At 68.0% G+C, this 15,972-nt stretch carries 20 protein-coding genes, 1 tRNA gene and 1 other RNA gene; 9 read left to right on the top strand and 13 right to left on the bottom strand.

Annotated features, from left to right (window positions below; translation table 11 throughout):
- The 3 genes from ASF80_RS03625 to ASF80_RS03635 all read right to left on the bottom strand — a co-directional run.
- Positions 1–916: acetyl-CoA C-acyltransferase (locus ASF80_RS03625; RefSeq protein ID WP_414845660.1), on the bottom strand; the 916-nt coding region annotated here is incomplete at its 3' end.
- A 38-nt stretch (positions 917–954) separates the two neighbouring features.
- Positions 955–1,605, bottom strand: coding sequence for a CoA transferase subunit B (locus ASF80_RS03630; RefSeq protein ID WP_200934739.1), 651 nt, complete (start codon positions 1,603–1,605; stop codon positions 955–957).
- Position 1,606: 1 nt separating this feature from the next.
- On the bottom strand, positions 1,607–2,380 hold the full coding sequence (locus ASF80_RS03635) for a CoA transferase subunit A (RefSeq protein WP_056308060.1): 774 nt from the start codon (positions 2,378–2,380) through the stop codon (positions 1,607–1,609).
- A gap of 105 nt (positions 2,381–2,485) precedes the next feature.
- Between ASF80_RS03635 and ASF80_RS03640 the strand changes: the two genes are divergently transcribed.
- The 4 genes from ASF80_RS03640 to ASF80_RS03655 are packed head-to-tail and all read left to right on the top strand — an operon-like array spanning position 2,486 to position 5,486.
- The gene (locus ASF80_RS03640) at positions 2,486–3,274 is read left to right on the top strand and encodes an IclR family transcriptional regulator (protein ID WP_056308062.1); all 789 of its coding nucleotides are present in this window, start codon (positions 2,486–2,488) and stop codon (positions 3,272–3,274) included.
- 43 nt (positions 3,275–3,317) lie between these two features.
- Positions 3,318–3,755, top strand: a complete 438-nt coding sequence (locus tag ASF80_RS03645) for a MarR family winged helix-turn-helix transcriptional regulator (protein ID WP_082488174.1) — start codon at positions 3,318–3,320, stop codon at positions 3,753–3,755.
- Positions 3,746–4,978, top strand: coding sequence for an MFS transporter (locus ASF80_RS03650; protein WP_414845673.1), 1,233 nt, complete (start codon positions 3,746–3,748; stop codon positions 4,976–4,978). The genes ASF80_RS03645 and ASF80_RS03650 overlap by 10 nt, the downstream gene beginning before the upstream one ends.
- Before the next feature lie 34 nt (positions 4,979–5,012).
- The gene (locus ASF80_RS03655; RefSeq protein ID WP_056308067.1) at positions 5,013–5,486 is read left to right on the top strand and encodes a YbaK/EbsC family protein; all 474 of its coding nucleotides are present in this window, start codon (positions 5,013–5,015) and stop codon (positions 5,484–5,486) included.
- 5 nt (positions 5,487–5,491) lie between these two features.
- Here the strand turns inward: ASF80_RS03655 and ASF80_RS03660 are convergent, their stop codons facing one another.
- Positions 5,492–5,872: a hypothetical protein gene (locus ASF80_RS03660; protein WP_157520969.1), complete on the bottom strand. Its 381-nt coding sequence runs from the start codon at positions 5,870–5,872 to the stop codon at positions 5,492–5,494.
- 142 nt (positions 5,873–6,014) lie between these two features.
- Positions 6,015–6,087, bottom strand: a tRNA-Lys gene (locus ASF80_RS03665).
- Between the two features lie 147 nt (positions 6,088–6,234).
- Between ASF80_RS03665 and hisN the strand changes: the two genes are divergently transcribed.
- Both hisN and ASF80_RS03675 read left to right on the top strand, forming a co-directional pair.
- On the top strand, positions 6,235–7,032 hold the full coding sequence (gene hisN / locus ASF80_RS03670) for a histidinol-phosphatase (protein WP_056308072.1): 798 nt from the start codon (positions 6,235–6,237) through the stop codon (positions 7,030–7,032).
- Positions 7,033–7,045: 13 nt separating this feature from the next.
- Positions 7,046–7,612 (top strand): hypothetical protein, encoded by a 567-nt coding sequence (locus ASF80_RS03675; RefSeq protein WP_056308074.1) that lies wholly within the window; start codon positions 7,046–7,048, stop codon positions 7,610–7,612.
- 42 nt (positions 7,613–7,654) lie between these two features.
- Here ASF80_RS03675 and ASF80_RS03680 read toward each other — a convergent pair whose 3' ends face one another.
- Positions 7,655–7,969 carry a hypothetical protein gene (locus ASF80_RS03680; RefSeq protein WP_056308076.1) on the bottom strand — a complete coding sequence of 105 codons (315 nt, stop codon included), beginning with the start codon at positions 7,967–7,969 and terminating at the stop codon, positions 7,655–7,657.
- Between the two features lie 86 nt (positions 7,970–8,055).
- On the opposite strand from ASF80_RS03680, the gene ASF80_RS03685 reads away from it, so the two are divergent.
- Positions 8,056–8,910 (top strand): hypothetical protein, encoded by an 855-nt coding sequence (locus ASF80_RS03685; protein ID WP_056308078.1) that lies wholly within the window; start codon positions 8,056–8,058, stop codon positions 8,908–8,910.
- Between the two features lie 83 nt (positions 8,911–8,993).
- Here ASF80_RS03685 and ssrA read toward each other — a convergent pair.
- Positions 8,994–9,363, bottom strand: a transfer-messenger RNA (tmRNA) gene (ssrA, locus tag ASF80_RS18670).
- A gap of 142 nt (positions 9,364–9,505) precedes the next feature.
- Between ssrA and ASF80_RS03690 the strand changes: the two genes are divergently transcribed.
- Entirely contained in the window at positions 9,506–10,174 is a 669-nt protein-coding gene (locus ASF80_RS03690) for an SIMPL domain-containing protein (RefSeq protein WP_056308080.1), read from the top strand.
- A 6-nt stretch (positions 10,175–10,180) separates the two neighbouring features.
- Here the strand turns inward: ASF80_RS03690 and hflX are convergent, their stop codons facing one another.
- Positions 10,181–11,692: a GTPase HflX gene (gene hflX, locus ASF80_RS03695; RefSeq protein WP_056308082.1), complete on the bottom strand. Its 1,512-nt coding sequence runs from the start codon at positions 11,690–11,692 to the stop codon at positions 10,181–10,183.
- A gap of 68 nt (positions 11,693–11,760) precedes the next feature.
- Between hflX and ASF80_RS03700 the strand changes: the two genes are divergently transcribed.
- Entirely contained in the window at positions 11,761–12,402 is a 642-nt protein-coding gene (locus tag ASF80_RS03700) for a class I SAM-dependent methyltransferase (protein WP_056308083.1), read from the top strand.
- 18 nt (positions 12,403–12,420) lie between these two features.
- Here ASF80_RS03700 and ASF80_RS03705 read toward each other — a convergent pair whose 3' ends face one another.
- From ASF80_RS03705 to miaA, 5 genes are all read right to left on the bottom strand, one after another.
- The gene (locus ASF80_RS03705) at positions 12,421–13,074 is read right to left on the bottom strand and encodes an HAD family hydrolase (protein WP_056308085.1); all 654 of its coding nucleotides are present in this window, start codon (positions 13,072–13,074) and stop codon (positions 12,421–12,423) included.
- Positions 13,074–13,946: a diaminopimelate epimerase gene (gene dapF / locus ASF80_RS03710; RefSeq protein ID WP_056308087.1), complete on the bottom strand. Its 873-nt coding sequence runs from the start codon at positions 13,944–13,946 to the stop codon at positions 13,074–13,076. The genes ASF80_RS03705 and dapF overlap by 1 nt, the downstream gene beginning before the upstream one ends.
- A gap of 22 nt (positions 13,947–13,968) precedes the next feature.
- Complete coding sequence (locus ASF80_RS03715) at positions 13,969–14,412, bottom strand: GNAT family acetyltransferase (RefSeq protein ID WP_056308089.1); 444 nt, start codon at positions 14,410–14,412, stop codon at positions 13,969–13,971.
- 27 nt (positions 14,413–14,439) lie between these two features.
- Positions 14,440–14,967 carry a dihydrofolate reductase family protein gene (locus tag ASF80_RS03720; RefSeq protein ID WP_056308091.1) on the bottom strand — a complete coding sequence of 176 codons (528 nt, stop codon included), beginning with the start codon at positions 14,965–14,967 and terminating at the stop codon, positions 14,440–14,442.
- Positions 14,968–15,031: 64 nt separating this feature from the next.
- Positions 15,032–15,970: a tRNA (adenosine(37)-N6)-dimethylallyltransferase MiaA gene (gene miaA / locus ASF80_RS03725; RefSeq protein WP_056308093.1), complete on the bottom strand. Its 939-nt coding sequence runs from the start codon at positions 15,968–15,970 to the stop codon at positions 15,032–15,034.
- Positions 15,971–15,972: the final 2 nt, after the last annotated feature.

The raw sequence follows: 15,972 nt of genomic DNA on the forward strand, positions 1-15,972 counted from the left end.
CGATGGCTCGCGCCGGCTGCGCCTGCAACGAGTTGTCCGGGCCCGCGGTCTGCCCGCTCGCACCGACGGTCACGAGCACCGGCCAGCCCTTGGACTCCGCCAGCGCACGGGTGGTGACGACGACCGCTGATGCACCGTCGGAGATCTGCGACGAGTTGCCGGCGGTGATCGAGCCTCCCTCGGCGAACGCCGCCCGCAGGCCGCCCAGCGATTCGACGGTCGTGTCGGGACGGATGCCCTCGTCTGCCGACACCCGGAGGTCCTCGCCCCGGCGCTGGGGCACCGAGACAGCGACGATCTCGTCGTCGAACACCCCGGCCTTCTGCGCCGCGGCCGCTCGCTGATGAGACAGCGCGGCGACCGCATCCTGCGCCTCGCGCGTCAGCTCGTAGCGGGAGTTGTGTCGCTCGGTGGAGGCCCCCATGCTCTCGCGGTCGTACGCATCGGTGAGACCGTCGTAGGCCATGTGGTCGAGCACCTCGACGCTGCCGTACGTCCAGCCGTCACGAGAGCCCATCAGCAGATGAGGAGCGCGGGTCATGGATTCCATACCCGCCGCGACGACGACCTCCGCGTCGCCCGTGCGGATCATCCGGGCCGCATCGATGATCGCGGTGAGCCCGGAGAGGCAGACCTTGTTCACCGAGTGCGCTGGCACGTCCCAGCCGATACCCGCACCGATCGCCGCCTGACGCGCGGCGTTCTGTCCTGCGCCCGCAGCGAGCACCTGACCGACGATCACGGCGTCGACATCTGCCGGATCGACGGAAGCCTGCTCGAGGGCGCCGCGGATCGCGAACGCTCCGAGCTGCGGCGCGGTGAAGCTCGCCAGCTGACCCTTCAGCCGCCCCTGCGGAGTGCGGGCTGCCGCGACGATGACGACATCCTCGCGGTCGGTGTGATCGTGTGCGGTCATCTCTGTCCCTCTGTCCTGTCGTTCATACGTGCTGCCGTTCATGCCCGGTGCAGCGCGTCAGCGATGAGGAGCGGCGGTTCGGTCGCAGCGACGACCTGCTCCACGGTGACTCCCGGCGCCAGCTCGACGAGCACGAGCCCTTCCTGTGTGACGTCGATCACCGCGATGTCGGTGATGATCCGGTCCACGACTCCCCGCCCGGTGAGCGGCAGCGAGCAGTCCCGGACGATCTTCGCCGAGCCGTCCTTGGCGACGTGCTCCATGAGCACGATCACGCGGGCGGCGCCGTGCACGAGATCCATCGCTCCGCCCGGGCCCTTCACCATCTTTCCAGGGATCATCCAGTTCGCGAGGTCACCCGTGGCCGACACCTGCATCGCTCCGAGGATCGCGGCGTCGATCTTGCCGCCGCGGATCATCCCGAAGCTCAGCGCCGAGTCGAAGAACGCCGCGCCGGGAAGGACCGTCACCGTCTCCTTGCCCGCGTTGATGAGGTCGGGGTCCACCGAGTCCTCCTGCGGGTACGGACCGACGCCCAGTATCCCGTTCTCCGACTGCAGCACCACGGTCACCCCCTGCGGCACGTGATTCGGCACGAGCGTCGGCAGACCGATGCCGAGGTTGACGTACGAGCCGTCCTGCAGTTCGGCCGCTGCACGGGCGGCCATCTCGTCACGCGTGAGCGCCATGTCAGGCTCCTTCCGCGGCGACCGTGCGCCGTTCGATGCGCTTCTCGATGTCGCCGCCGACCTCGACGACCCGATGCACGAAGACGCCGGGCAGGTGGACGCGATCGGGATCGAGCTCGCCGGGTTCGACCAGCTGCTCGACCTGAGCGATGCAGATCCGCCCGGCCATCGCGGCGAGCGGGTTGAAGTTGCGCGCGGCCTTGTTGAAGATCAGGTTGCCGTGCCTGTCGCCGACGAGGGCGTGCACGAGGGCGAAGTCGGTGCTGATCGCCTCTTCGAGCACGTATTCACGCGACTCTCCCGCGACCTCGAAGCTGCGCACGTCTTTGGGAGGGGATGCCACTGCCACCGCGCCATCCGGGTTGTAGCGTCGGGGCAGCCCGCCCTCGGCGACCTGGGTCCCCACTCCGGTCTGCGTGTAGAACGCGGCGATCCCTGATCCGCCCGCGCGGAGCTTCTCGGCGAGCGTTCCCTGGGGCGTCAACTCGAGCTCGAGCTCACCCGACAGGAACTGGCGTTCGAACTCCTTGTTCTCACCGACGTAGGACGACGTCATCTTGCGGATGCGCTGAGCGGCCAGCAGGACCCCCAGCCCCCAGTCGTCGACACCGCAGTTGTTGCTCACGATGCTGAGGTCGCGGGTTCCCTGCGCGAGAAGGGCCTCGATCAGGGCGATCGGATTGCCGGAGAGCCCGAATCCGCCCACCGCGAGCGAGGAACCGTCCTCGATGTCCGCGACGGCCTCTGAGGCCGATGCCCACTGCTTGTCGATCACGCGTGCTCCTTCGAAGACGTGCCTGAGTCCAGCATCCGCCCGCGGGCGCCCTCACCGGAAGGCGACTCTTGCGATGTGGACGCTTCACGACGTAGCGTCCACATTATGGAATCCGTTTCGCGCAGTGTCCCCGGCGCCCAGGCCATCGCACGGGCCGCCTCGCTCCTGAGACTGGTCACCGCGGGCGGCCCCGACGGCGCGTCGCTGCAGGATCTCGCCCGCTCTGCGGATCTGTCGCGATCGACGGCCCATCGAATCCTGTCGGCGCTGCGAGCCGAGGGGCTCGTCGACCGCGACGCCGAGAGCACGAGGTGGATGCCAGGGCCCGAGCTGTTCCTGATGGGCTCCGTCGCCGCAGCGCGCTATGACGTGACGGCACTGGCGCGCGACATCGTGCGCTCACTCGCGGTCAAGACGGAGGAGAGCGCCTTCCTCTCGGTGCGGCGCGCGGACGAGACCGTCTGCCTGCTGCGCGAGGAAGGGTCCTTTCCGATCCGCTCCTTCGTTCTGAGTGAGGGCGTGCGCTTCCCCCTCGGCGTCGCCAGCGCGGGGCTCGCCATCCTCTCCTTCCTTCCTGACCACGATGTGGACGCGTATCTGGAGAGACATCCCGACCTCGAGACCGCCTGGGGACGTCCGCACCGAGAACGCCCGCTTCGCACGAGGATCGCCGAGACGAAGGAACGCGGGTACGCCGTGAACCCCGGGCTCATCGTCGAGGGCAGTTGGGGCCTCGGCGCCGCGGTGTTCGACCGGTCGGGTCGACCCGAATGGGCCCTGAGCCTGACGGGCGTCGGCTTCCGGTTCGGCCCCGATCGGATCACGGATCTGGGGCGTACCCTCCTCGCTCACGCGCACCAGCTCTCCGCGCGGATCGCAGGCTCACGGCGTTGACCCCGCAACCCGTATACATACCATCGGGTATATACTCGTTGGTATGCAACGTCAGGATGTCATCCCTTCACTCGTGCTCTCCGGGTACGCCCTGGGCCGAATAGCCGCCAAGGATGCCGGAAACGACGCCCCAGCTGCTCAGTGGCGGGTGCTGAACCTGCTCGAGCAGTCCGGCCCGAGACGCGTGGGCGAGCTCGCTGCCGCGGCGCGGACGACCCAACCGGGAATGACGCGGCTGATCGGCACCCTGGAGCGCGAGGGCCTCGTGCTCCGTTCTCCCGTCGCCGAGGACTCCCGGGCGATCGCCGTGGCGATCACGTCGAGGGGCTCGGATGCACTGAAGGCCTGGCGTGCGGAGTTCCGCGACATCCTGACCCCCCGCTTCGCCGGCCTCGACGACGACGAGTGGAGCATCCTCACCCGCGCCGCGGAGATCCTCGCAGCGCACACCGAAACCAACTCGACAGGAGCATCAGAGTGAGCACCACCACCACCTCAGTGTGGAAGCAGCCAGCGCAGGTATGGGCGGTCGCCTTCGCGTGCGTCGTCGCCTTCATGGGCATCGGCCTGGTGGATCCGATCCTGCCCGCCATCGCCGAGTCGCTCCAGGCGAGCCCGTTCGAGACGGAGCTGCTGTTCACGAGCTACCTCGCGGTGACAGGACTCGCGATGCTCGTGACCAGCTGGATCTCGTCCCGTATCGGGGCGAAGAAGACGCTCCTGATCGGCCTCGCGCTCATCGTGGTGTTCGCCCTGTTCTGCGCGCTCAGCGGCAGCGTCGATGCGGTCATCGGCTTCCGCGCCGGCTGGGGGCTCGGCAACGCGCTGTTCATCTCCACGGCGCTCGCGACAATCGTGGGCGCCGCCTCGGGCGGCAGCTCTGCGGCGATCATCCTCTACGAAGCCGCCCTCGGCCTCGGCATCGCGATCGGACCGCTCCTCGGCGGACTGCTGGGCGAGCAGAGCTGGCGCGCGCCGTTCTTCGGAGTCGTGGTGCTGATGGCGATCGCCTTCCTGGCCGTTCTCGTCCTCCTCCGCGGCCCCGGGGAGAAGCGCACCCCCGTCCCCTTCTCGGCGCCCTTCAAGGCTCTCGGCCGCCCCGCGCTGGCGATCCTCGCCGTGGCCGCGTTCTTCTACAACATCGGGTTCTTCATCCTGCTCGCCTTCTCGCCGTTCCCGCTCGGCTTCGGCGCGATGGGCATCGGCTTCACCTTCTTCGGCTGGGGCCTCGCGCTTGCGATCACCAGCGTCTGGGTGGCTCCCCTGCTGATGCGCCGGATGTCGCGTACCAGCGTCATCCTCACTGTCCTGCCCCTCCTCGCGATCGATCTGGTCGTCGCGGGGTTCCTGGTCGAATCCGCTACCGCACTCGTCGTGTGCATCGTCATCGGCGGACTGCTCCTCGGCGTCATGAACACCGTGCTCACCGAAGCGGTGATGGAGGCGACCGACCTGCCGCGTTCGGTCGCATCCTCCGCATACTCCTCGGTGAGGTTCCTCGGCGGCGCGATCGCCCCGCCGCTCGCCGCAGCCCTCTGGCACGCGTTCAACGCCACGATCCCCTACGTCGTCGCCGCGGTCGCCGTCCTCATCGCCGCCCTCACCGTCTTCCTCGGCCGCAGGATCCTCTCGCACATCGACGACGAGCCTGAGGACGCCACGACCGAGGACGCCGAGGCGATCCTGATCGGCGACGCCGCCTGATCCGCGAGTCTGCTGCGTTCGGTACCGTGGGCCCATGAGCGCCCTCCCCGAACGCAGCAGACTCGTCCAGCAGCACCTTCGAGAGGCGGGCGTCGAGTCAGAGATCCGCGTCCTCCCGGACTCCGCCCGCACCGCCGCCGAAGCCGCAGCCGCCATCGGATGCGACGTCGCAGCGATCGCGAACAGCCTCGTGTTCGTCGCGGATGGAACCCCCGTGCTCGTCATGACGAGCGGCGGCCACCGGGTGGACCTCGAGGTCCTCGCCCGGAGCATCGGCGCAGACGCCATCGGGATGGCACCGGCATCCGTCGTCCGCGAAGCGACCGGGCAGGCGATCGGCGGCGTCGCACCGGTCGGGCACCCGGCGCGGCTGCGCACCTACATCGATGACGCGCTCGGTGACCACCCGGAGATCTGGGCTGCCGCTGGCCACCCGCATACGGTCATGCCGCTCACCTTCGAGAGCCTGAGGGCGCTCACCGACGGCGAGGTCATCGCCGTCGCCTGAGCGCGTCACTTGACGGTGACGGTGATCTCCGCGGTCTCCTGATCGCTCACATCCTCGGGAACCGAGCCACGGAACTGGTACTCGAACTGAATCACCGTCGTGCCGTCGCCGACCGGCGCGAAGCGATACGACAGCTCGCTCGGAGCGCCCGCCTCGCCGTCTTCACCGAGGTAACGGGAGCGTTCGTCTCCGGGCCCGAGCACCTCCGGGTCGGGCTCCTGGGTGATGATCCATTCGTCGCCGACGGTGTGATTCACCTCGCCGAAATCGACGACGAGCGCCTCACCCGGAGCCAGCGTCACGGAGGACGTCGTGTGGTCGACGGTCTTCTCCATCACCGTGGAACAGCTGCTGAGCCCCAGCCCGACGACCGCCGTGACAGCCACGACGGCGCACCTCGCCACCAGTATCCGCATCGCCATCCCCTTAGCGTTTGCATCAAACTAGCGCACAGGACGCGATCAGGGCAGTAGCACCGCGGACGCGAAAAAGCCCCGATGACTGGCGAGAGTCATCGAGGCTGATCCGTGCACCCCCTCGGACTTGAACCGAGAACCCACTGATTAAGAGTCAGTTGCTCTGCCGATTGAGCTAGAGGTGCGTGGCCCGGTGAAACCCCGGCCGAGGAATTACATTACCAGCCGATGGCCGCCGTGCGAAATCGAGGCGGGTACATCGCGTCCGCCGCGCGTGTCGCCCCGAGTCCGCCCCTCTCTGGGCCCGCCATCGGGCCCGTTATCCTAAGAGAGTGACCGCCTCCCCCAGCGCCGACGACCTCTCTCGCGACCTCGAGCTCGCCCTCCGGCTGGCCGACGCCGCCGACGCGCAGTCGTTGCCGCGATTCGACAGCCCCGATCTCGAGGTATCGACCAAGGCCGACCACTCTCACGTGACCGACGCCGACCTCGCGACGGAACGAGCGATCCGCGAGGTCCTTGCGTCCGAGCGCCCGGAAGACGGGATCTTCGGCGAGGAGTTCGGCGCACAGGGCAGCACGCATCGTCAGTGGATCATCGATCCGATCGACGGCACGGCGAACTTCCTCCGCGGCGTTCCCCTCTGGGGCACCATGATCGCGCTCGCGGTCGACGGCGTCCCGCAGGTAGGAGTTGTCAGCATGCCCGCGCTCGGCCGGCGCTGGTGGGCAGCCGCAGGATCCGGCGCGTGGACGGCGACGGATGCCGAGCCCCGCCGCATCCGCGCATCCTCGGTGTCGTCTCTCGATGACGCGAGCGTGAGCTTCCAGAGCATCGCGCAGTGGGCGGAGTCCGGCCACCTCGATCAACTGCTGAAGCTCGCCGACCGGGTCTGGCGGGACCGCGCATACGGAGACATCTACGCGTACATGCTGCTCGCAGAGGGACGCATCGACATGGTCGCCGAGTTCGGCGTCAAGGAGTACGACGTCGCAGCGGCCGTGCCGATCGTGCGGGAGGCCGGAGGCCGCATGACCGGCTTCGACGGCACCGAGACGATCTCGGACCTGTCGACACTCGCCAGCAACGGCGTCCTCCACGACGCTTTCCTCGAGCTCCTCCACGACTGACGAAGGCACCGCGATGATCACACGCACGACCTCCGCCGCATTCGGCGCACTGCTGCTCGCAGTGGCGCTCACCTCCTGCGCCGGCACACCTGACGCCGAGGCGACCCCGACTCCGAAAGCTCCGAAGCCCTCCCCCACCGCGACCGCTGAGCCGGTCGCGACGCAGCCTCCGGAGACCGCGACGGAGCCGACATGCGACACGATCGTGTCCGCCGGCACCGTGCAGGCACTCACGGATGCCGGGTGGACGTTCGAGGAGAAGGAGTTCGTGATCGGTGACGTCACGCTCTCCGACGGACTGCTCTGCTTCTGGGCGGACTACACGGTCGCCTCGGACCACGGTCAGCTCTACGGGTGGTCGGAGATCTCCGCCGACGACGCGACGCAGGCGCAGTCCTCACTCCTGTCGCAGGGGTGGACGCGCGAGGACGGCTCCGACGGCATCTACATCACCGAGAACCCGCAGTTCTCGATGGGCACCGACGAAGACGGCTACGGCATGACCTACCTCTTCGGAGACGGCTGGGTGAAGTTCGCCGACACCCGTCAGGGGCTCATCCTCATCGAGTGGGCGGGCTGACCGCGCTCACCCTCCCGTGGGACGCGCGACCCACCTGCGCGATCACTGCGTCGGCGCGTCGATGACCTCGTCGACCAGAAGGATGCCACCCGTCGAATTCACGGACTGCATCAGGTCTTCGATCCACCTCGCGTTCAACTGAGGCTGCTCCGGCTCGTCGAACGTGAAGCGGAGCGGGATGGACGGATGGATCCAGATCGTGGATCGCCCGCCGGGCTCGCCCTCGGGATGACGCCACGACAGGGTGAAGCTCTCCTGCCTGCGGAGCTTCGTCGCGATGACGATCTTCAGGTGCGCGAGCGCGCGGTCCTCTATATGGATCGGAACATCGGATGCTCCGTAGAACAGCGTGGCCATCCGCCCAGAATACTGGTTGCCGTCCGTCATACCGAGCAGACATCGCACGCCCGAGACCCGGATTCCCGCGGTGTATCGTCTCTCGCATGGAGCCCTCCCTCGCCGACATCGCCGTCGAGCTCTACGTCGGACCTCCGGCGGACTTCGTGGCCGCACGCAACGCCCGCGCCGCCGAGACCGCAGACCCCGCCCTGGCAGCCCGGATCCGCGCCCTGAAGAAGCCGTCGGTGGCCGCATGGGTGGTCAATGTGTTCGCGCACGAGCGAGCCGCCCAGCTGGCCGAGGCACTGCACCTCGCACAGGAGCTGCAAGAGGCGCAGGAGGATCTGGATGCTCGGGCGCTTTCCCAGCTCGGCCGTGACCGTCGTGCCCTGACGAACAGGCTCGCGACTGCTGCCGCCGAGCTCGCCGAAGCACGCGGCGAGCGGATCACGGCTTCCACGCGGGAAGCAGTCCAGCAGACGATCACCGCTGCGTTCTTCGACCCGACGGCCGCGGCTGCCGTCACCTCCGGGCGACTCATCCGCGAGCTGGAACCCTCGACCGCCTTCGCCGAGATCGCGGACAGCCTCGTCGGCGGAGGTGCGCCCGTCCTGCCCGAGACCACTGCCAGACCTGTCGACGAGGTCAAGGCGCGCCGTGATCGTCGAGATGCGGAACGAGCCGTGCGCGATGCGGACAGGGCGCATGAGCGCGCTGTGCGCGACGCCGCTGCGGCGGACCGCGCTCTGCGCGTCGCCTCACTACGGGTCGAAGAGCTGGACCGGCGCGAGCGCGACTTGGAGGCCGAGTTGACGACGGTCCGGAACGACGCGAAGCGCGCTCGCGCCGAGGTCCAGCACGCCGGCGAGGAGCAGCAGGAACTCGCTCAGCGCATCGGTGACACCGAGGCTGCCCTGCGGGCCGCGCAGGCGGCTCTGGGGGACCTCGGCCGCTCCTGAACCGAGCCGCGTCCGGACACAGAAGAACCCCGAGGTCGGCACCTGCGTACCGGCCTCGGGGTTCTCTCTCGTGACAGCGACCGTGGTGGAGCTGGGGGGAATCGAACCCCCGTCCAACGCTGAGTCTCCACGCCTTCTCCGGGCGCAGTCTGTGCAGACGTTCTACTCGGCTCCGACCTTTGTCACAGACACCTAAGTCGACAAGCCCAGCCTGGGAAGAGTCCCACGTGACGTCCAGACGCCATCACGCAGCAAGATTCCTAGATGACGCCAGGATCCGTATCGGAATCACATACGGCCTGACGGACTATCGGGCTCGCTTATGCAGCGAGGGCGAAGTCGTTGCGCTTGGTTTCGGCAACTATTGTTTTGCAGAGAGCGTTTACGAGATAACTCTGCATCCTCGGCCCGCTTCTCGTGGATTCACAGGCGCTGTCGAAACCGATCAGCCCCGTGGTCCTTCTCTCGAAGGAGCCGCTGTCACTCTGTGGAATTTCCAACCCGGGAACCGGAGTACCCGAGCATCACAGACTACAACGTTCGTCGCGGCTTCGCCATTCCGCTCGTGCGCCGGGCGCTGGCGTAGAGTCGCCCCATGAGCGAAGTCACCGTCACCGTCCGCGGCGAGCACGAGGCGCGGGTCGCGCCGGAGCGCGCCACCATCCGTGTGAGCGTCCGCGCCGAGGGGCCGGAACGTGCCTCTGTGGTCGACCGGGTGATGAGACTGGCCGAGCCCGTCCGCGACAGCATCACCACGCGTGAAGACGCCGGGACCGTCGTCGAGTGGACGAGCAAGCGGCTCTCTGTTCGCGCCGAGCGGCCATGGAACAACGAGGGCAAGAGGCTCGCCCCGGTGTACTACGCGAGCATCGACCTGACCGCGACGTTCGCCGAGGCATCCGAGCTCTCCATCTGGGTGTCGGACGTGTCCCCCTGGGACGGTGTCGAAGTCGGCTGGGTGAACTGGCACCTCACCGCTGCGACGAACTCCCGGATCGAGCGCGAGGTCGCCGCCGAGGCGGTCGGGGTGGCCGTCGTGCGAGCTCAGACGTACGCGACTGCCCTCGGGCTCGGTGACGTCGTGCCGATCGAGATCGCGGATGTCGGACTGATCGCCCCTTCGCCCGCACCGCCGTTCGCAGGCATGGCGAAGGCGCGAGGATCCGCGCTCGCCTCCGCCGATGCCGGCAGCGCATCCATGGAGTACGAGCCTGACGAGATCGTCATCTCCGCCACCGTCGAGGCGCGCTTCCTCGCGCGCTGAGCCGACTCAGGCGTCCGCTGCGAACGGAGCGAGGTCAGCCGCCAGACGCTCGGACACCCGAGCATGCACAGCGGTGCCGTTCTCCTGGTGCTCCACCGACAGCAGCATCCCGGTCTCGTGGATAGCGGCGACGAGATCGCCGCGATCGTAAGGGACGACCGCATGCACCTCGACCGCAGGCTTCGGAAGAGCCTCCTCGATGGCCGCTCGGAGCTCCTCGACGCCCTCACCTGATCGCGACGAGACGAAGTGCGCCTTCGGCTCGAGTCCGCGCAGCACGAGTCGTTCGCTGTCGTCGATGAGATCGGCCTTGTTGAACACGACCAGTTCAGGCATGTCCCGCACACCCACGTCACCCATCACATCGCGGACGGTCTGCAACTGACCGGCGGGATCCGGGTGCGCGCCGTCGACCACGTGCAGCACGACATCGGCGTCACCGACCTCTTCGAGCGTCGATCTGAAGGCCTCGACGAGCTGATGCGGGAGGTTGCGCACGAACCCGACCGTGTCCGTGAGGGTATAGACGCGGCCGTCCGAGGTCTCGGAGCGACGCACGGTCGCGTCGAGCGTCGCGAACAGAGCATTCTCGACAAGCACCCCCGCGCTCGTGAGCGCGTTGAGCAGACTCGATTTGCCCGCGTTCGTGTAACCGGCGATCGCGACGGACGGAATCGTGTTGCGCTTGCGTTCGGCGCGCTTCGCCTCGCGCGCGGGACCGAAGTCGCGGATCTGGCGGCGCAGCAGCGCCATCTTGGTGCGGATGCGGCGACGGTCGAGCTCGATCTTCGTCTCACCGGGACCACGTGAGCCCATACCGGCTCCGCCGGCACCGACCTGGCCACCGGCCTGCCGGCTCATCGAGTCTCCCCAGCCGCGCAGGCGCGGGAGCAGGTACTCGAGCTGCGCGAGCTCGACCTGCGCCTTGCCCTCACGACTCTTCGCGTGCTGGCTGAAGATGTCGAGGATCACCGTGGTCCGGTCGATGACCTTGACCTTGACGACGTCTTCGAGAGCGCGCCTCTGGCTGGGCGCGAGTTCGGTGTCGGCGATCACCGTGTCGGCGCCCGTGGCGGCGACGATGTCCTTGAGCTCCTGAGCTTTGCCGCGTCCGATGTAGGTCGCGGCATCCGGGTGCGGGCGGCGCTGCAACACGCCGTCGAGCACGACCGCTCCCGCGGTCTCGGCCAGAGCGGCGAGCTCCCGGAGTGAGTTCTCGGCATCTTCCTGAGCGCCCTGCGGGTACACGCCGACGAGCACCACGTTCTCGAGCCGCAGCTGGCGGTACTCGACCTCCGTGACGTCTTCGAGCTCGGTCGAGAGACCGCCCACGCGCCTCAGCGCGTGCCGGTCCTCGAGGTCCCACTGGTCGCCGTCCGACGAGGCGTGAGACGCCGTGGATCGATCCTGCAGCGCCTGCGCGTCACCGAAGACACGCGCTTCGGTGCGCTTCTCCGCATTCGCGAGCACGCGATCGACTGCTTCGTCACCGGTGGAGTGTGTGGTGGTCTCCGTCATCCGTCCCTTATCTCTGGGTTTTGTTGCGAGCCTTAACCTTAGCCCGCGCTGTCCGCTACGCTCACGGTATGGGGTCCGACCATTACTTCACCGCGGCCCCGGCAAGCCCCGAGAACCTGCGATCGATCCGTGTGACGCTCGCAGGCCGTGAGCTGGATGTCACCACCGCTGGTGGCGTCTTCAGCCCGGATCGGCTGGATGCCGGTACTGCCGTCCTTCTCGCAAACATGCCTCCCGTCCCGCCAGGAGGTCATCTTCTCGACCTCGGAAGCGGGTGGGGGCCGATCACGCTGTCGATGGCACTCGCTGCACCCCATGCGACGGTGTGGGCCGTGGACGTGAACGAAAGAGCGCTCGACCTGGTTCGCCGCAATGCCTCGGCTCTCGGTCTCAAGAATGTCAACGCATCTCTGCCTCAGGATGTTCCCGCCGACGTGTCGTTCCGGTCGATCCGCTCGAACCCGCCGATCCGCGTGGGCAAGAACGAGCTGCACGGATTGCTCGAGAAGTGGATCCCCCGACTCGATGAGCGCAGCGACGCCTGGCTCGTCGTGCAGCGCAATCTCGGCGCGGATTCGCTGCAGCGGTGGATCGGCGCGACGTTCCACCCCGGCTTCAGCGTCCACCGGACGACGACGGCCAAGGGGTACCGGGTGCTGAAGGTCCGAAAGCACGGCACCCCTCCGACCGAGCCCATCACGCTCGTCTGACCGACCGCGGCGTGCTGCTCACCGGAGCATCAGCCCTGGCAGCTGGAGCATGTCCGTGAACACGGTCGCTCCTTCTCGCTCCAACCAGTCGGCCGGAGTGAGTCCGCCGGCATACCCGAAGACCCGCATCCCCGCAGCGCGCGCGGCCTGGACTCCGAAACGGCTGTCTTCGACCACCGCGCAGCGTTCCGGCACGACACCGAGCTGCTCGGCCGCGTGCAGGAAGAGGTCCGGATCAGGTTTGCCGTTCTGGACGTCGTCTGCGCTGAAGATCCGCCCCTCGAAGCGCGGGAGGAGTCCGGTCAATCCCAGCGTCCGTCGGATCTTCGCATGCGTCCCGCTCGATGCGACGCACGTCGCGACCCGGATCTCATCGAGCGCGGCCTCGACTCCCGGCACCGCCGTCAGATCGCGCTCGAACGCGTCGATATACCAGGGCTGATAGGGCGACTCCCAATCGTCCGGAAGCGGTCGGCCGAGGTATGCCTCGACCTCGGCGCGGAAATGCGCGGAAGAGCGTCCCACGAAGCGGTGCAGGATCTGCTCGCGCGACAGCGGCCAGCCGAGATCGGCGAGGACCCGACGGTCGACCTCGATCGAGAGCCTCTCGCTGTCGACGAGGACTCCGTCACAGTCGAAGATGACCAGGTCGATCGGTTCGATCGGCTGCATCAGATCAAGTCGACCTCGCCGCTGAACACCAGCTGGGCAGGCCCTGACAGCGCGACGTGCTCGCCGTCCTCCGCCGGGAACATACGTACCCCGAGCGTGCCTCCCGGCACCTCGACGCGCCAGTTGTGAGGGGCCTTCTCGCCCGCCCAGTGGCGGACGGCGAGAGCCGTGGCCGCGACACCCGTGCCGCAGCTGAGCGTCTCTCCGACACCGCGTTCGGACACGCGCATGCTGACGTGACCTATCCCATCGCGCACGAGCGGCTCGCCAGGGACGACGAACTCGACATTGGCCCCCGCAGGGAGCACCGGCTCGAGCACCGGGGCGCGGTGCAGCTCCAGCGAAGCCAGTTCGGCGTCGGATGCGAGAGCGACCACGACGTGCGGGTTGCCGACGTCGATGCCCAACCCGGGGCGTGTGACCGGAAGGCCATCGGCCGTGACCAGCGGGTCGTCGCCGGAGAGCTTCCACAGCCCGAGATCGACCTGGTAGCCCGTCTCACTGCGCGTCACATCACGCACTCCCGCGCGAGTGCCGATCGGAAGCGTCGATCCGGGTTCGATGGTGGCGAGGCCGGACCGCACGAGGTAGTGCGCGAACACACGGATCCCGTTGCCGCACATCTCGGCGATCGAGCCGTCGGCGTTCCGGTAGTCCATGAACCACTCGGCGTCCGGTTCCTCAGCGAGCGCCGCCCGACCGTCGGCGATCGCGGCGGAGCGGACGACGCGGAGGACGCCGTCTGCCCCGATGCCGAAGTGTCGGTCGCACAGTACAGCGACCTGCTCAGCGCTCAGATCGAGAGCGCCGTCGGGGTCGGCGACGATGACGAAATCGTTGCCCGTGCCGTGTCCTTTGGTGAATGCGACCATTCGACCAGTCTAGGGATCCCGGCTATGCGTCGACGATCAGACGCTTTCCCGTGTTCGATACCGAGAACCGCTCGTACCCGAGAGCGTCGTGGAGACCCAGCACTGTGTCGTTTCCCTCGCGGACCATGAGTTGCACCTTCGGGCACCCCAGCGCGAGAAGAAGTCGCTCGGCCTCGCAGACGAGCGCGCGGGCGATCCCCCGGTGCCGGTGCGATGTGGCGGTCGCCAGGTAGTACAGCCACCCGCGATGGCCGTCGTATCCGGCCATGACGGACCCGACGATCGCCGGCTCGTCCTTCCCTGCCGCGGAATCTTCGACCACGAGGAAGAGCTCGGGCTGCACCGTGAGCTTGCGCTCGATGTCGAGTCGCGGGTCGTTCCACGGGCGGGTCAGACCCGCCTCATCCCACAGTGCGACCACCGATTCCGTGTCGCTGCGATCGAACGCCCGTACCACCCAGTTCATGCCTGCAATTCTAGGATCGATGCCACATCAGCCACGCACCACGCGGTACCGCCCGCACATGAAATTGCGGTTGCGCGCGACCTCGACGAGCTCGAGATCCAGGCTCCTCGGGAGGAGCGGCGCCCCGGATCCGAGCGTGACAGGTGCATACTGCACCCACACCTCGTCGAGCAGACCCGCATCCGCGAACTGCCCCGCCAGGTCTCCCCCGCCGACGACCCAGAGGTCCTTGCCGTCCGCCGCGTCGACCATCTCGCCGTGGACCTCGGCGACGTCGCCCTGTGCGATGCGGATCGCGGCCCCCTCGGGCACTTCGAGGGCTCGGTGAGTGAACACCCAGGTGGGCTGCGCATACCCCCAGCGCCCACCTTCGTGTCGCATGACCCACTCGTAGGTCGACGCACCCATCGCGAGAGCGCCGACCGTCTTCTCGAAGGCGGCGTAGGCCATCGGGCCGTCGTGGTCGATGTCCTGCTTCAGGAGCCAATCGAGAGAATGCTGGTCGGTCGCGATGAAGCCGTCGAGGCTGCTCGCCGTGTAGAAGTGGGTCGCCATGCGCTCACCTTCGCATGGACCACCGACATCGGGCACTGGTTGCGGACGTGGCGGCGCACGCACATCACGGCGCGAGGAGCGCGGCAGCGGCGACAGGCGGTTCGTGCCAGGTCAGTCCGGGGTAGCGCTTGAACCACGACACCTGGCGGCGGGCGTACCGGCGCGTGAGTGCCCGCGTCTCCTCTATCGCCTCGGCCCGGGTCAGTCGTCCGTCGAGCTGCCCGAGAGCCTGGGCATATCCGATCGCCCGCGGAGCCGTCGCACCACGTTCGAGCCCCTGCTCACGCAGCGCCCTCACCTCGTCGACGAGCCCGGCCTCCCACATCCTGTCCACTCGAGCGTCGAGTCGGTCGACCAGGGTGCCGCGGTCCACGTGCAGACCGATCAGTCGTGTGTCGGCCTGCCAGAGAGAAGGCTGCTCGGGCAGCGCAGCACCGTGTGTCGCACTCCCCTGCTCGAGGACTTCGAGCGCGCGGATGACCCGCCGGCCGTTCCGAGGATCCACCTTCGAAGCTGCTGCGGGGTCGAGGGTTCTGAGCCGCTCGAGCAGAGAATCGATGCCGTCGGTCTCGAGCTCTCGCTCGAGACGCTCTCGGATCACCGGATCGCGCGGGGGGAACGCGAAGTCGAAGACGATGCTGGAGACGTAGAGACCCGATCCGCCGACGAGGATCGCATCCCCACCGCGCTCCTGGATGCCCGTGACGGCGGCGCGGGCGAGGGGCTGGTACCAGGCCACAGCGGCGTCCTCGTCGACCTCGCGAACGTCGAAGAGGTGATGCGGGATCCCTCTTCGGTCGCTGGGCGCGAGCTTCGCCGTGCCGATGTCCATGCCGCGGTAGAGCTGCATGGCGTCCGCGTTCACGATCTCCGCGGGGTTGCCTCTCTCGCGCAGCGTCTCGGCCAGGTCGAGAGCGAGGTCGCTCTTTCCCGTGCCGGTCGCGCCGACGATCGCCCACAGTCGTGGCGGTCGTGGAACTCCATGCGACTCCGGATCGCTCATGC

Source organism: Microbacterium sp. Leaf159, from assembly GCF_001423615.1.
Lineage (GTDB): Bacteria > Actinomycetota > Actinomycetes > Actinomycetales > Microbacteriaceae > Microbacterium.

What these genes read in the sequence shown, in the direction of transcription:
- dapF (WP_056308087.1), bottom strand. Translation starts at nt 13,946, where the DNA reads ATGGTCGCATTCACCAAAGGACACGGCACGGGCAACGATTTCGTCATC.
- ASF80_RS03645 (WP_082488174.1), top strand. Translation starts at nt 3,318, where the DNA reads ATGCAACGTCAGGATGTCATCCCTTCACTCGTGCTCTCCGGGTACGCC.
- ASF80_RS03680 (WP_056308076.1), bottom strand. Translation starts at nt 7,969, where the DNA reads ATGGCCACGCTGTTCTACGGAGCATCCGATGTTCCGATCCATATAGAG.
- ASF80_RS03720 (WP_056308091.1), bottom strand. Translation starts at nt 14,967, where the DNA reads ATGGCGACCCACTTCTACACGGCGAGCAGCCTCGACGGCTTCATCGCG.
- ASF80_RS03700 (WP_056308083.1), top strand. Translation starts at nt 11,761, where the DNA reads ATGGGGTCCGACCATTACTTCACCGCGGCCCCGGCAAGCCCCGAGAAC.
- ASF80_RS03690 (WP_056308080.1), top strand. Translation starts at nt 9,506, where the DNA reads ATGAGCGAAGTCACCGTCACCGTCCGCGGCGAGCACGAGGCGCGGGTC.
- ASF80_RS03685 (WP_056308078.1), top strand. Translation starts at nt 8,056, where the DNA reads ATGGAGCCCTCCCTCGCCGACATCGCCGTCGAGCTCTACGTCGGACCT.
- ASF80_RS03655 (WP_056308067.1), top strand. Translation starts at nt 5,013, where the DNA reads ATGAGCGCCCTCCCCGAACGCAGCAGACTCGTCCAGCAGCACCTTCGA.
- ASF80_RS03715 (WP_056308089.1), bottom strand. Translation starts at nt 14,412, where the DNA reads ATGAACTGGGTGGTACGGGCGTTCGATCGCAGCGACACGGAATCGGTG.
- ASF80_RS03675 (WP_056308074.1), top strand. Translation starts at nt 7,046, where the DNA reads ATGATCACACGCACGACCTCCGCCGCATTCGGCGCACTGCTGCTCGCA.
- ASF80_RS03640 (WP_056308062.1), top strand. Translation starts at nt 2,486, where the DNA reads ATGGAATCCGTTTCGCGCAGTGTCCCCGGCGCCCAGGCCATCGCACGG.
- ASF80_RS03630 (WP_200934739.1), bottom strand. Translation starts at nt 1,605, where the DNA reads ATGGCGCTCACGCGTGACGAGATGGCCGCCCGTGCAGCGGCCGAACTG.
- hflX (WP_056308082.1), bottom strand. Translation starts at nt 11,692, where the DNA reads ATGACGGAGACCACCACACACTCCACCGGTGACGAAGCAGTCGATCGC.
- miaA (WP_056308093.1), bottom strand. Translation starts at nt 15,970, where the DNA reads ATGAGCGATCCGGAGTCGCATGGAGTTCCACGACCGCCACGACTGTGG.
- ASF80_RS03705 (WP_056308085.1), bottom strand. Translation starts at nt 13,074, where the DNA reads ATGCAGCCGATCGAACCGATCGACCTGGTCATCTTCGACTGTGACGGA.